The sequence below is a fragment of the Methylobacterium sp. WL8 genome (assembly GCF_008040045.1).
GTDB lineage: Bacteria > Pseudomonadota > Alphaproteobacteria > Rhizobiales > Beijerinckiaceae > Methylobacterium > Methylobacterium cerastii.
Genome location: NZ_VRVF01000103.1, coordinates 1 through 11,936, shown reverse-complemented (window position 1 = coordinate 11,936; position 11,936 = coordinate 1). Strand labels below are relative to the sequence as shown.

Annotated in this window: 14 protein-coding genes and 1 pseudogene; 5 read left to right on the top strand and 10 right to left on the bottom strand. The window is 70.8% G+C overall.

What is annotated here, in order from left to right; translation table 11 throughout:
• The first annotated feature begins 516 nt into the window (after positions 1 to 516).
• Entirely contained in the window at positions 517 to 1,167 is a 651-nt protein-coding gene (locus FV234_RS23590) for a PAS domain-containing protein (protein ID WP_147831998.1), read from the top strand.
• A 161-nt stretch (positions 1,168 to 1,328) separates the two neighbouring features.
• On the top strand, positions 1,329 to 1,952 hold the full coding sequence (locus FV234_RS23585; RefSeq protein WP_147832000.1) for a PilZ domain-containing protein: 624 nt from the start codon (positions 1,329 to 1,331) through the stop codon (positions 1,950 to 1,952).
• 162 nt (positions 1,953 to 2,114) lie between these two features.
• Here FV234_RS23585 and FV234_RS23580 read toward each other — a convergent pair whose 3' ends face one another.
• Positions 2,115 to 2,402, bottom strand: coding sequence for a hypothetical protein (locus FV234_RS23580; RefSeq protein WP_147831996.1), 288 nt, complete (start codon positions 2,400 to 2,402; stop codon positions 2,115 to 2,117).
• Between the two features lie 29 nt (positions 2,403 to 2,431).
• Here FV234_RS23580 and FV234_RS23575 point away from each other — a divergent pair, with 29 nt between their 5' ends.
• On the top strand, positions 2,432 to 3,079 hold the full coding sequence (locus tag FV234_RS23575) for a transglutaminase-like cysteine peptidase (RefSeq protein ID WP_147831993.1): 648 nt from the start codon (positions 2,432 to 2,434) through the stop codon (positions 3,077 to 3,079).
• A gap of 39 nt (positions 3,080 to 3,118) precedes the next feature.
• On the opposite strand, the gene FV234_RS26825 is transcribed toward FV234_RS23575, so the two are convergent.
• Positions 3,119 to 3,463 carry a hypothetical protein gene (locus FV234_RS26825; RefSeq protein ID WP_238269977.1) on the bottom strand — a complete coding sequence of 115 codons (345 nt, stop codon included), beginning with the start codon at positions 3,461 to 3,463 and terminating at the stop codon, positions 3,119 to 3,121.
• A gap of 414 nt (positions 3,464 to 3,877) precedes the next feature.
• On the opposite strand from FV234_RS26825, the gene FV234_RS23565 reads away from it, so the two are divergent.
• Positions 3,878 to 4,456, top strand: a complete 579-nt coding sequence (locus tag FV234_RS23565; protein ID WP_238270100.1) for a transglutaminase-like cysteine peptidase — start codon at positions 3,878 to 3,880, stop codon at positions 4,454 to 4,456.
• 9 nt (positions 4,457 to 4,465) lie between these two features.
• Here FV234_RS23565 and FV234_RS23560 read toward each other — a convergent pair whose 3' ends face one another.
• The 8 genes from FV234_RS23560 to FV234_RS23525 form a co-directional block, all read right to left on the bottom strand.
• On the bottom strand, positions 4,466 to 4,795 hold the full coding sequence (locus FV234_RS23560; protein WP_147754132.1) for a hypothetical protein: 330 nt from the start codon (positions 4,793 to 4,795) through the stop codon (positions 4,466 to 4,468).
• Positions 4,796 to 4,899: 104 nt separating this feature from the next.
• Positions 4,900 to 5,115: a DUF3126 family protein gene (locus FV234_RS23555; RefSeq protein ID WP_147754133.1), complete on the bottom strand. Its 216-nt coding sequence runs from the start codon at positions 5,113 to 5,115 to the stop codon at positions 4,900 to 4,902.
• Between the two features lie 129 nt (positions 5,116 to 5,244).
• Entirely contained in the window at positions 5,245 to 6,102 is an 858-nt protein-coding gene (cysE, locus tag FV234_RS23550) for a serine O-acetyltransferase (protein WP_147754134.1), read from the bottom strand.
• A gap of 209 nt (positions 6,103 to 6,311) precedes the next feature.
• Positions 6,312 to 7,217 (bottom strand): helix-turn-helix transcriptional regulator, encoded by a 906-nt coding sequence (locus FV234_RS23545; RefSeq protein WP_281406027.1) that lies wholly within the window; start codon positions 7,215 to 7,217, stop codon positions 6,312 to 6,314.
• 319 nt (positions 7,218 to 7,536) lie between these two features.
• A complete protein-coding gene (locus tag FV234_RS23540) occupies positions 7,537 to 8,508 on the bottom strand; it encodes a transglycosylase SLT domain-containing protein (RefSeq protein ID WP_147831989.1) in 972 nt (323 codons plus the stop codon).
• Positions 8,509 to 8,651: 143 nt separating this feature from the next.
• Positions 8,652 to 9,458: a Cof-type HAD-IIB family hydrolase gene (locus FV234_RS23535; RefSeq protein WP_147831987.1), complete on the bottom strand. Its 807-nt coding sequence runs from the start codon at positions 9,456 to 9,458 to the stop codon at positions 8,652 to 8,654.
• Positions 9,455 to 10,018 (bottom strand): gluconokinase, encoded by a 564-nt coding sequence (locus FV234_RS23530; protein ID WP_147831984.1) that lies wholly within the window; start codon positions 10,016 to 10,018, stop codon positions 9,455 to 9,457. The genes FV234_RS23535 and FV234_RS23530 overlap by 4 nt, the downstream gene beginning before the upstream one ends.
• Before the next feature lie 90 nt (positions 10,019 to 10,108).
• Positions 10,109 to 11,392, bottom strand: a complete 1,284-nt coding sequence (locus tag FV234_RS23525; RefSeq protein WP_147831982.1) for an alpha/beta hydrolase — start codon at positions 11,390 to 11,392, stop codon at positions 10,109 to 10,111.
• Between the two features lie 270 nt (positions 11,393 to 11,662).
• Between FV234_RS23525 and FV234_RS23520 the strand changes: the two are divergent.
• Positions 11,663 to 11,936: pseudogene (locus tag FV234_RS23520) on the top strand (sugar transporter); the annotation flags it as partial.

Genomic DNA, 11,936 nt, shown 5'->3' with positions numbered 1-11,936 from the left:
GGCCCTGCGCCGATCCCTCGACATCCGCAGGCAGGCGCGGACCGCACGAACCCGCTTCCGCCGCGATCCCGACGCCTACCTCACCGCCCTCGAACAACAGGCCCAACAGCCAATTCTGCCGTCCTAGAAAAAAAGGGAGGCGCACCGCGAACGGGCGACCTCCCTGAAGCAGAGGATCCGAGACCCCTTGCGGGGCCGGGCGCCGTCCGGACCAGGAGACGGCGGGGCGCCGGCGCCCGATCCCTCCGCGCACCTCGCAAAGGCGACCCGGAGACGTGACGGCGTCGGGGCGACCCGAACCGTCACGCTTTCGTGAACACTGTCTTGCAGGGCCGCCCGGCGTGCAACGTCAACCTCCGCTTAACCTTAACGAAGGGTTGCGCGAGCTTGGCCGTGACCCCGGGCGTAGGTTGTGCACCGTGACGGTCGAACAGCCGCTGGATGCACCACGAGAGATCGAAGGTGTTCCGAAGCGGCACCGATCGCCACGCCGCCGCGCGTCAGTCCGGGACACCGATGAAGCATCCGACCAGCCGCATGCTTTACAGCTACTGGGACCGGCTTCGCGGGCAGCGCTGCGCCCCGGAGCGCTCCGAGATCGAACCCGGCGCGATCCGCCATCTGCTGGCCGACAGCTTGATCCTCGAACTCGACATGCCGCACCGGACCGCGACCCTGCGGCTCGCCGGCACCCGCGTCTGCGCCCTGTTCGGGCGGGAGTTGCGGGCCGCGCACCTGTCCGCCCTCTGGGGCGAGGCCTCGGCGGATCCATGGCGGATGGTCGAGACGGTGGCGGCGGACGCGATCGGCGTCGTCGCGGGCCTGCGCGGCACCAACACGGACGGCGAGACCGTCGACCTCGAATTCCTCCTGCTGCCGCTCCGCCACCGCGGGCGCACCCAGGCGCGGGCGCTCGGCGCGCTGAGCCCCCTCGCCCCGCCGACCTGGCTCGGCCTGCGTCCGCTCGTGCGCCTCGACACGCTCTCCCTGCGGATGCTGGCCCGGCCCATGCCCGACGCCCTCCACGATGGGCCGCAGGGCGACGACTCGGTCCTCGATCTCGCGGGCCTCGAAGCCGGGGCGTTCGGCGCCCTCCCCCCGCCGGCCAACGACAGCGCCCCGTTCCGTCGCGGGCACCTCATGGTCCACCGCGGCGGACGGGTCTGAAAGCAGCGGAGACGCCGGCCGCAGAACTGACGCGAGAAAATTGAACAGGCACCTTCAGCAAGAAACCTCAGATTGTGTGCCTGGAACAAGGTTTTCGTAACCAGATAATTGCTAGGTTTTGCGAGCGAGCGAGCAACGACGGACCGACTATTCCCGCGATGATGATGGCGCAGAACTCAGCGGGAACGACGACACTGCGCCTCGCGCAGGCCTCCGACCTGCGACGCCATCAGCGCGTGCCGGTCTCCCTGCTCGGCCGCTACATGCTGTCCGACCGCCGCGAATATCCGTGTCAGACCGTCGACATGTCGCCCGGCGGCGTCCGTCTGACCTGCGCGGTGGTGGGTGAGCTCGGCGAGCGCGTGGTGCTGTACCTCGAGCATATCGGCCGGATCGAGGGCGTCATCGCGCGCCATCCCAAGGGCGGCTTCGCGATCCAGCTGTCGGCGACGCCGCGCAAGCGCGACAAGATCGCCTCGCAGCTCACCTGGCTCGCCAACCGCGAGATGCTCGGCCTGCCCGAGGGCCGGACCCACGAGCGCATCGTGCCCAAGCAGCCGGCGGTGGTCGTGCGGCTGGAGAGCGGGCGCGAGATCAAGGCGCGGGTCATCGATATCTCGATGTCGGGCGTCGCCCTGGCCAGCCTCAGCGCGCCGCCGCTGGGCACGACGTTGACGATCGGCACCACGCCCGGCAAGCTCGTGCGCTACTTCGAAGGCGGGTTCGGCGTGCAGTTCATGCTGCCGCTCTCCCCCGACCGCTTCCACGAAGGCATGACGCTCTAAGCACGCGGCGGCCGGGGCCGAACGCTTCGGCGACTTGGTTGTGGCCGCCGCCGCCGGGGCGGACGCGTCGCGGTCGCCACGTCATTGCCGATTGATTCTGCGAATCGAGCAGACGATGCGGTTTTGCCGGATCGCACGCACGCCGCCGTCCGAAAACCCTTCTCATTCATCAAGCCCGACCTGAACGGTGATCGCCTTTGCCGAGTCGGCCGCTCGCTCGGTCGGATCGCGTCCGATCGCTGCGTTTGACGTCCCGCATCGGAATTTCGGATCGATCGGACGGCGACCGCGGCGGCCGCACAGGGTTTCCCGATCCTCTACGCGATGCCGACAATCCGCCGGGTCGCCAAAGCGTCCGGTTCGGGCTGTTGCGAGGCGCGCCGACGGCGGCGGCGAATCGATAAAATTGCTCGTATCGGCTTCAGCGCCGTGGAGGGCGCGCGGGCCCATCGTGCCTCCATCGACGGAGGGTTTGGGCGATGGGCCGGGTGTTCAGCAGCAAGGGAACGGGGATCCGGGCGCTCGGCCTCGGGCTGTTCGCCCTCCTCGCCGCCGGCGTGGCGCCGGTCGCCGCGCAGACCCTGGCCTCGCTGCCCGCCCCCACCATCGCGGCCGCGCCGGTCGGCGTCGCCAAGCCGATCCTGGCCTGGGTGACGTTCTGCCAGACCTACCCGGCCGAGTGTGCGGTCAACGCCGCCGAGCCCGCCCGCATCGCGATGACCCCCGCGATCTGGAACACGATCCAGACGGTCAACCGCCGCGTCAACGCCACGGTGACGCCGGTGACCGACATGGACCACCTCGGGGTGCCGGACCGTTGGGACCTCGCCGAGGACGGCTCGGGCGATTGCGAGGACTTCCAGCTGCTCAAGCGCAGCCTGCTCGCCCGCGCCGGCCTGCCGCGCCGCGCCATGCGGATGACCGTGGTCATCGACGAGAAGGGCGAGGGCCACGCCGTCCTCACCCTGATCACCGATCGCGGCGACCTCGTGCTCGACAACAAGACCAGCCAGATCCTACCCTGGCACCGCACCGGCTACACCTTCATCAAGCGCGAAAGCCAGGACGCCGTCGCCTGGGTGTCGCTCGGCGGCGTCACCTCGCCTATCACCACCGCCAACCGCTGAGGATCAGGCGGCTGGGGAGGATCGGGCGGCTCAGAAGGCTCAGGCGGCCTGGAGCGCCGGCTCGGCCTCGGCCTCGGACGCCGCGACCTCTTCGGTCATCTCGGCATCCGCCGGCACGGGGCGTTGCGCCGGGCGCTTGAGGGCGTCCCGACGAATGCGGCCGAGCTGCATCTCGATCCGGCCGATGAAGGCGGTGATGTGGGGGGCGACGCCGCGCAGGCTGGCGAGGTCGCGCAGCAGGATGTCGACCGCGAGCGCGCGGTCCGCATCGGTCGGGGAGGCGGCGAGGAACATCTCCACTGCGTGCTGGGCGATGTCGATCGCCCCCGGGGCGCCGTTCTCCGCGAGAGCCCGGATCATGAGATGGATGGGGGGTTGCGACACGGTTGCGATGATCCCTGGCGGCCGCTTGGCCGGCGTCTTGCTCGGACCTGCGAAGCCGATCCCGTGGCGCCGGCGTGCCGTCACGCCGGTGTCACAGTCTCAATCTGCGAATCACGCCGGAATCAAGGGGCGATCGACCGCGCAGGTCTCGCATTCCCGAAGCGCATGAACTTTTATCGCGCATCGCCCGCGGCCTCGGTGGAACCATCCGGGAGCCGATTGGTTAATTCGCCTTCATTTTTCGATTGAGCCGCCGGCACGCCCGTGCCAGCTTGGTCGCTTCGGCAGGGCGGAGCATCGAGCATGCGGTACGCGGTTGTCCAGGCTGCGGGTGCCCTCGGCGGCATCCGATGGCGCTTTGCCCTGCGAAGCACCGGGCGCGCGGCCGCCCTGGGCTTTGCCGGAACGATCCTGATGATCGGCGGGGCCTCGACCCAGCCCCGGACGCTCGCCAGCCTGCCCGATGCGGCCACGCCCGTGGAGACCGGGGCGGCGGCGCGCCCGGTGGCGGCCTGGACCGCGTTCTGCCAGCGCATGCCCGCCGAGTGCGACGTGGACGCGCGCGAGCCGGCCACGATCCGGTTCGACGCCGACCTGTGGCGGACGCTGACCGGCGTCAACCGCCGGGTCAACGCCCGGATCAGGCCGGTCACCGACCAGGCCCATTGGGGCGTCGTCGATCGCTGGGACTTCCCCGACGACGGTTTCGGCGATTGCGAGGACTACCAGCTGCTCAAGCGCCGGATGCTGATCGAGCGCGGGTTGCCCCGGCGTGCGCTGCGGATGACCGTCGTCATCGACGACATCGGCGAGGGCCACGCGGTGCTGATGGTGCGCACCGATCGCGGCGACTTCATCCTCGACAACAAGACCAACACGATCCTGTCGTGGCGCGACACCGGATACGCCTACATCAAGCGCGAGGGGCAGGACGGGCGCGCCTGGGTCACGCTCAACGGCGGCGCCTCGCCGGCGGCGACGGCCAACCGCTGACGGGCCGGGTCAGGCGCCGACGACGAAGGCCGCAAGGCCCAGCGCGACGCGGCCCGAGAGCAGGCCCCAACCGCAGGCGATGACGGTCGCCAGCATCACGAAGGGCATCGGGCGCCCCTCGATCCGACGCCCGCGCAGGGTGTTCCGCAGGATGATGAAGGGCGCCCCGAAGGCCAGCATCGGCAGCGCGGCGACGGCGGTGACGCCGCCGTGCCCGAGCAGGCTGAAGCTGGCGCGACGCGTGGTGCACATCTCGAACGCGCTGGCGAGGAGCCCCGAGAGGGCCAAGCCCACGCAGAGCGTCCGGATCGCGTCGAGGGAAGCGAGGGTGATGACCATGACGCACGCTCCGACCGAGGATGCGCGCAGTCTAACCCTGATGTTTACGAAACGTTAAGCACCTGTGCGGGTTAGCGTTAACCCGTGCACAGGCCGAACGCGCCTCAGGCGTCGTCCTCGAGATCGATGTCGAGGATCGCCATCCGGAACATGAAGGAATCGTCGCCGTCCTCCTTGTCGTCGGAGATCACGCCGATCGACTCGTCGCCGATGAAGACCTCGGCGGAATCGCCGTTCTTCATCGCCACGATGCGGATGCTGGCGTTGGCGAATTTGCGGCGCAGGTAGTCCTGCAGCTTCGCGACTTCGGGCTTGGTCACGCTGTCGAGCCTTTCGGGTTCTTCATGCAGGGCGTTCCGGGTGCGTGCCCTGGTCGGGAGCCCGCCCGGCGGCCGGGCCACCGCTTGCCACGCCCTCGGCGGAGGAGCAAGCGCGGCCGGACCCGAGCGTCAGATGCCCTCGGCCATGTGGATGAACTGGTCCATGCTGACGAGCTGGTCCATGGCCCGGGCCGGCTCGGCGCAGCCGGCGGTGCCGACGACGCGGGCCGGCACCCCGACCACCGTGGTGTTGGCCGGCACCGGGCGCAGGACCACCGAGCCGGCGGCGACCCGGGCGCATTCCCCGACCTCGATGTTGCCGAGGATCTTGGCGCCGGCGCCGATCATCACGCCGCGGCGGATCTTCGGATGGCGGTCGGCCCCCTGCTTTCCGGTGCCGCCGAGCGTCACCGCGTGCAGGATGGAGACGTCGTCCTCGATCACGGCGGTGGAGCCGACCACGAGGCCGGTGGCGTGGTCGAGGAACACCCCCCGTCCGATCCGCGCCGCCGGGTGGATGTCGCACTGGAACACCTCCGACGACCGGCTCTGCAGGTAGAGCGCGAGGTCGCGCCGGCCCTGGTTCCAAACGTGGTGCGCCAGGCGGTGCGCCTGGATGGCGTGGAAGCCCTTGAAGTACAGCACAGGCTCGATCGCACGGCTGGTCGCAGGGTCGCGGTCCATCACGGCGACGATGTCGGCGCGGAACGCCTCGCCGATGCGCGGGTCCGCCTGGATCGCCTCGTGGAAGGCATGCGCGACCAGCTCCGAGGGAAGCGCCGCGTGTCCGAGCCGGGCGGCGACCCGGTGCGAGACGGCGCCCTCCAGGCTGGTGTGGTTCAGGATCGTGGCGACGATGAAGGAGGCGAGCTGCGGCTCGTCGCGGATCACCGCCTCGGACTCGGCGCGCAGGCGCGACCAGACCGGGTCGACGGTGCCGGCGAGCCCGTCGGCGACGGGGCGCCCGAGGGCGTGGCTGCCAGTCATGGTTCTGCTCCTCGGGTGGCGCGGCGACGGAGGGCGGCTTGCCCCGTGCCGGGGCGCCCGGACCGGGTCGCGCCGGGTCCACGGATGATCACGGGTCGGTTCGCGAACCGGCGAAGGCGGGTTCCCGTTCGACGTGAGCGGAAAGCTTGGGGTGGCCGCCGGCCTCGATCAAGGGCCGCGTCAGGACGGCGGGCGCGACGTCGCACCCCTCAGGCGGTCACCGCCTGCCCTTGGAAGCGCGCCTCGATCGTCCGGGTCAGGCGGTCGACCATCACGTCCACGGGCACGTCGGAGGTGTCGACGGTCGCCGAGGCGCGGGCGTAGAGCGGCTCGCGGCTGGCGAGCACCGCCCGCAGCTCGAGCATCGCCGAGGCGTGGTCGCCGGTCATGGCGAGATGTCCCTGGTCGCGGACTCGCTGCATGTGTTCCTCGGGCCGCGCCTTGAGCCAGACCGTGAAGAAGGCCTGCAGCAGGAGGTCGTAGGTCAGCGGTTCGGCGACGATGCCGCCGCTGGTCGCGAGGACCAACGGCCCGGGATGCTCGGTCAGGCGCCGCAATGCCGCCTGCTCCAGGCGGCGGTAGCCTTCCTGGCCGTAGATCGCGAAGATCTCCTGGACCGAGAGCGCGTTCTCGCGCTCGATCTCGGCGTTGAGCTCGATGAAGGGCCAGCCGAGGCGTTCGGCGGTCATCCGCCCGAGGGTGGACTTGCCCGCGCCGCGCAGGCCCACCACCGCCACGCGCGGGCGCGGCATGCTTCCGTCGCGCGGGCCGCCCGAAAGCGCGTCCTTCGCGGCCGCGATCTGGGCCGGCGAGGCGTGGCCGAGGAGGTCGCGCAAAACCGGCCAGTCGGGGATCGCGTCGTTGCCGGTGATCAGGTCGTCGAGGCGCACGCCCATCGCGTCGGCGACGCGCCGCAGCAGGATGATCGAGACGTTGCCCTGCCCGCCCTCCAGCTGAGCGATGTATCGCTCCGACAGGCCCGAGGTCTGCGACAACAGCTTGCGCGACAGGCCGCGGACCGTGCGCGCATGCCGGACCCGGCGACCGAGGTCGGACAGGAAGAGTGATTCTTGTTCCACCGCGCCGGTCATGGCGTCGTCCGCTTTCCGATTGATCCCAAGCGCGTCGGTCTCAAGCGCGAGATCGGCCTCTCGGCCATCCCGACGCAAGTGATGCGCCGCGAACCTCACACAAGGACGACCATGACGCGGTCACGCCCGATCTCTCGCGAGACGTCCGGCGCACCCCTGCCCTCGGTGCATGATGATTCGTCAAAGGAACTCGAGCGGTTGCGATGCTGCGGCGCACACGGCGCCGACCGCGTCGGTCCCCTCGTCCGACGCCCCGTATGTGTTGCGCTGCGGTCCCGCGGTCAACCCAGCCAGCAAATCGTTGGCTGGACAACCTCTGCGGTTTTCCCGCGCTGGTACAAACCTACTGGTCGGTGGCGAGGGCGGTGGCTTCGAGGACGGGCTCCTCGGCGGGCGCCCTGCGAGGCGCTGCGGGCCGGGCGAACGCAGCGAGTCGCTGGGCCGAGGGCCGACGCGGCGGCAACGGCACGGCGACACTGTCGGCGGAGGCCGCATCCGCGGTGGCGGCGGCCGGCTGCGCTGCGGGCGAGGCGGCCAGGGTGAGCCCCGAGAGGTCGGCGCTCGCCACCTGGACGGCGCCGGAAAGCGAATCGGGCCGGCGCGGCGGAAGCGGCACCGCGATCGTCTGGGCCGTCGCGGCGGCGTCCGCTTGCGACTGGTCGGCGGCGGGGTCCTGCGTCGTGCGCAGGCTCGCCATCTCCACCATCTCGGCCCCGGAGAGGGCTGCCGGACGACGGGGCGGCAAGGGGACCGCGACCGCCTCGGCCGGCGCCGCCGCCACGGTCGGCGCATAGGCCAGCGCCACGTTTGCGGCGGAGAGGTTCGGATCGGTGGCGGCGACCGGGGCGCCGGTGAACAGGCTGGCGACGGCGCTGGCGGAGGCGGCGACGGGGGCTACCACCGCGGCGACCGCCGTGGCGACGCCCTGGCGCTTGGCGGCGTAGTAGTAGCCGCGATTGTAGTAGCCGTAGGCCTGGCTGAGGTTGCCCTGCGCGGTGCGGTAGGCGCCGGCGAGGTAGGCGACGCCGTATTTCAGGTTCGTCCCGGGGTCGAGCAGGCCGGCGGCGTCGCCCTGATAGCCGAGGCCGCGGGCGGTGGCGGGCTTGATCTGCATCAGCCCGAGGGCGCTGCCGCCCTTGGCCTTCGGGTTGTAGTTGCTCTCGCGCTTGACCACCGCATGGACGAAGCTCGCCGGAACGCCGTTCGCCTTGGCGTGCTGCTCGATCAGCGCATCGATGTTGTCGCGGGCCCCCTGCGCGATGGCCGGGACGGTCACGACCGCCAGAGCTGCGGCGAGGAGAAGGCGTCGATGCATCCTGGAGACCCGTTCCCGCTTGTTCTGGTCAAGCTAGGTCGGGGGCAAATGAGGCCGGAAAGCGGCTTGGATGCGGTCGCCTGGGGGCGGCGAACCCGGGGGGCGCAGCCTGTGCCCAGCATGCCACAGGGGCGGACGTCTTCTTAGGCCAGGATCAGCCGATCGACCGCCTTGGCGACGCCGTCGGCGTCGTTGCCGTCGGTGACGGCGGTGGCCGCCGCCTTCACCCTCTCCTCGGCGTTGCCCATCGCCACCGACAGGCCGGCGCGCGCGAACATCGCGGCATCGTTGCCCGCGTCTCCGAAGGTGGCGATGCGGCTGCGCGCGAGGCCGAGCCGGTCCGCCATCCAGTCCACGAAGCCGCCCTTGTCGACGCCGGGTGGGGTCACGTCGAGGTAGTAGGCCTGCGAGCGGTGGACGACGGCGCGGCCCTCCAGGGTGCGGCCGATCTCGGCCTCGCAGGCGGCGAGGTGCGCGTGGTCCCGGCTGACGCCGACGAGCTTGGAAGCCCGTCCCAGAAGGGAGGCGAGGTCGGGCACCACGTTCGGCTCGGCGTCGAGGGTGCGGCGCTCGAGGTCGGTGTAGGGTCCGGCCGGGTCGCGCAGGCTCCACAGGCCGTCGGCGAAGACCCAGACATCGAGCTTCGCGGCGAGCATCCGGTCGACCGCCTCCCGTGCGGTCGCCTCCGGGATCAGCCGCTCCTCGATCACGGAGAGGTCGGGGCCGACCACCGTCGCGCCGTTGAAGGCGCCCATCGGCAGGCGCAGCGCCAGCGTCGCGACGAGACCGCGCAAGCCAACGGGCGGGCGGGCCGACGCGACGGTGAAACCGATTCCGGCGGCGTGCAGCCGCGCCACCGCGGCGTTCGTGCCCGGGCTGAGGCTCTTGTCGGTGCCGACGAGGGTGCCGTCGACGTCCGAGATCACGAGGTCGATGTCGCGGTCGCTCATGATACGGCTCCTCCGGTCGCCTGGACCCGGACGACCACGCGCTCGGCGATCCGCTCGGGATCGTCGGCGATGCCGACGACGACTGGATGCTCGTTCTCCCCCGGCGGCTCCAGGGTCGCGAACTGGCTGTCGAGGAGGGCCGGCGCCATGAAGTGCCCGTGCCGCTGCGCGAGCCGGCCGGCGATCAGGTCGCGGCTGCCTTCGAGGTAGACGATCCGGACCTGCCGCGAGCCTCCGGTGAGAACGTCGCGATAGGCCCGGCGCAGGGCCGAGCAGACGATGACGCCGGATTCCCCCCGCTCCAGGCGATGCCGGATCCAGACCGCGATCGAGGCGAGCCAAGGCGCGCGGTCCTCGTCGTCCAGGGCGAGGCCGGCATGCATCTTGGCGACGTGCTCGGGCGTGTGGAAGCTGTCGCCGTCGACGAAGATCCAGCCCAGCCGCTCGGCCACCAGGGCGGCCACGGTGCTCTTTCCCGAGCCCGAGACCCCCATCACCACGAGCACCTGTGCGGCGGGGGACCCCGCAGGGTCGTTCGGCGTGGACTGGCTCGCGGGCATCGCGGCTCCCGGTTCGATCGCGTGGTCGCGGCGTCGCAGATAGCACGCCGCCCGGCCCGGGCGAGGCCTTCGCGCGGAGCCACCCTCCCCTCAGCCGCCGGCCTGCGGCGCCGCGGGCGCCAGCTCCGCCACGATCGGACGGATCGCCCGGTCGCGCAGGAATTGCGGTCCGAGGACCATGCGGAAGTAGTCGTAGGGGCCGGGCCGCTCGTTCGCGAGCAGGAACTGGAAGTGCATGCGGAACGGCTTGAGCCTGACCTTCGCATAGGTCTCCGGCGTCAGGATGTCCCGCACCTGTGCCGACCGCACCAGCGGGTTCGCGATCGGGCCGCCGGCGAGCGGCAGCCCGAGGTCGAGCACAGGATTGAAGCCGGGGAAGTTCATCCAATCCTGCGGCGCCTGCACGTCGAGCCAGACGATCCGGCGCGAGGCGACGAGGGCGGCCACGTCGCCGCGGACATGCCGGGCGAAGGGCTGCGCGGCGACGATCGGAAGGGCCGAGCCCAGGGTCGCGAGGCAGAACGCCGTGTCGCCCGTTCCGAGGTCCGGAGCTCGGGCGAGGAGCCGCGCGGCGACCTCGGCGGCCGTGAGCCCGCCGGTGGAGTGGCCGACGATCATCACCTCGTCCGGCCGCTCGCCGCGGGCTTCGGCTTCGGCGAGCCGCGCGAGGATGCGGTCGGCGAAAACGTCGAGGCGGGCGGCATAGTCGCGTCGCCAGCCGTTGCCGTGCTGCCAGTTGAACACCCAATCGTTCAGCAACTGCCAGAAGAAGAAACGGTTGAGCAAAGCCTCGATCGCCACGATCCAGGCGATCCCGGCGACGACGGCAAGCGGCAGGGTCACCCAGGGCGGCCAGCCGAGGCTGTGGCCGAACCAGTCGCCGAGGTGGGCGTGCACCAGGGTCCCGATCGCCAGCGACAGGGCCGAGAGCAGCACGACCATCACGAACGGGTAGATCACGACGTTCCCGTAGAGCCAGTTGAGCCGGTAGAACCGCCAGATCAGCCCGCGGACCAGGGCATGGAGCGTGCCGACGACGAGGAGCAGGACGCTGAGCACCCGCGGCCGACGGAAGTCCCGCGCGACGAGGTCGTTCCAGAGCAGCACGTCGTAGGCGGTCGCCACCCGGCCCTCGTCCGGTCCGACCGTCCAGCTCTGTAGGATGCCGTCCGCACTCAAGGTCGCCGGCGAGATGTCGGGCCGCGGATCGCCGAAGCGCTTGGCGTGCCGCAACAGCTCGCGCACGAACAGCAGACGATAGCGGGTCCGTGCCTCGGGATCGTAGCCCGGAATGAAGAACACCTGTCGGCGGCGTACCGTGCCGGTCCGCTCGGCCTGCAAGTCCGGCGGGGTGTAGGAGAGAGGCAGCCTCATGGATGAGGGCGTTCTTCCGAAGTCGTTCGCTGCGTCGTGGGGCGGAAATATTTTCCAGGCATAAGGCTTCGTCGGCGCGAGAGCCAGATCGCCCGTGTCGCTGTCAGCGTCCAGCCCGCAGAAAGTCGGAGTCGCGACTTGACGATGTGCACAACGGGGATCGCCGCGGCCGATCGAGCTCGCGCGCTGCGAGTGTGTCCGCCCCGCTACGGACAGCAGCTTGCGATTGGTCTAGGCGTCGAGGCCTTGAAAACGATCAGGCAATCCTGGATGCGCGTCCTCCCCCTGCTCCTGCTCACCGCACTTGCGGTGTCGGGCTGTTCGGTTCTTCCGGCTTCGGGTCCGACGGCGCGGGCCGTCGAGGCGGGGGCGGAGGTCTCGACGCCGGAGGGGCTGCTGGCGCGCTACGAGCTCGTGGACGTGACGCCGGCCGTGATCGAGGCCCTGCGCGGACGCCCCCTCGACAGCCTGCTCGCCTCCTTCGGCGACAAGCGCCCCTCGATCGAGCCGGTGATCGGCGTCGGCGACTACGTCGCCGTCTCGG

What these genes read in the sequence shown, in the direction of transcription:
- FV234_RS23590 (WP_147831998.1), top strand. Translation starts at nt 517, where the DNA reads ATGAAGCATCCGACCAGCCGCATGCTTTACAGCTACTGGGACCGGCTT.
- FV234_RS23585 (WP_147832000.1), top strand. Translation starts at nt 1,329, where the DNA reads ATGATGGCGCAGAACTCAGCGGGAACGACGACACTGCGCCTCGCGCAG.
- FV234_RS23580 (WP_147831996.1), bottom strand. Translation starts at nt 2,402, where the DNA reads ATGGGCCCGCGCGCCCTCCACGGCGCTGAAGCCGATACGAGCAATTTT.
- FV234_RS23575 (WP_147831993.1), top strand. Translation starts at nt 2,432, where the DNA reads ATGGGCCGGGTGTTCAGCAGCAAGGGAACGGGGATCCGGGCGCTCGGC.
- FV234_RS23565 (WP_238270100.1), top strand. Translation starts at nt 3,878, where the DNA reads ATGATCGGCGGGGCCTCGACCCAGCCCCGGACGCTCGCCAGCCTGCCC.
- FV234_RS23560 (WP_147754132.1), bottom strand. Translation starts at nt 4,795, where the DNA reads ATGGTCATCACCCTCGCTTCCCTCGACGCGATCCGGACGCTCTGCGTG.
- cysE (WP_147754134.1), bottom strand. Translation starts at nt 6,102, where the DNA reads ATGACTGGCAGCCACGCCCTCGGGCGCCCCGTCGCCGACGGGCTCGCC.
- FV234_RS23540 (WP_147831989.1), bottom strand. Translation starts at nt 8,508, where the DNA reads ATGCATCGACGCCTTCTCCTCGCCGCAGCTCTGGCGGTCGTGACCGTC.
- FV234_RS23535 (WP_147831987.1), bottom strand. Translation starts at nt 9,458, where the DNA reads ATGAGCGACCGCGACATCGACCTCGTGATCTCGGACGTCGACGGCACC.
- FV234_RS23530 (WP_147831984.1), bottom strand. Translation starts at nt 10,018, where the DNA reads ATGCCCGCGAGCCAGTCCACGCCGAACGACCCTGCGGGGTCCCCCGCC.
- FV234_RS23525 (WP_147831982.1), bottom strand. Translation starts at nt 11,392, where the DNA reads ATGAGGCTGCCTCTCTCCTACACCCCGCCGGACTTGCAGGCCGAGCGG.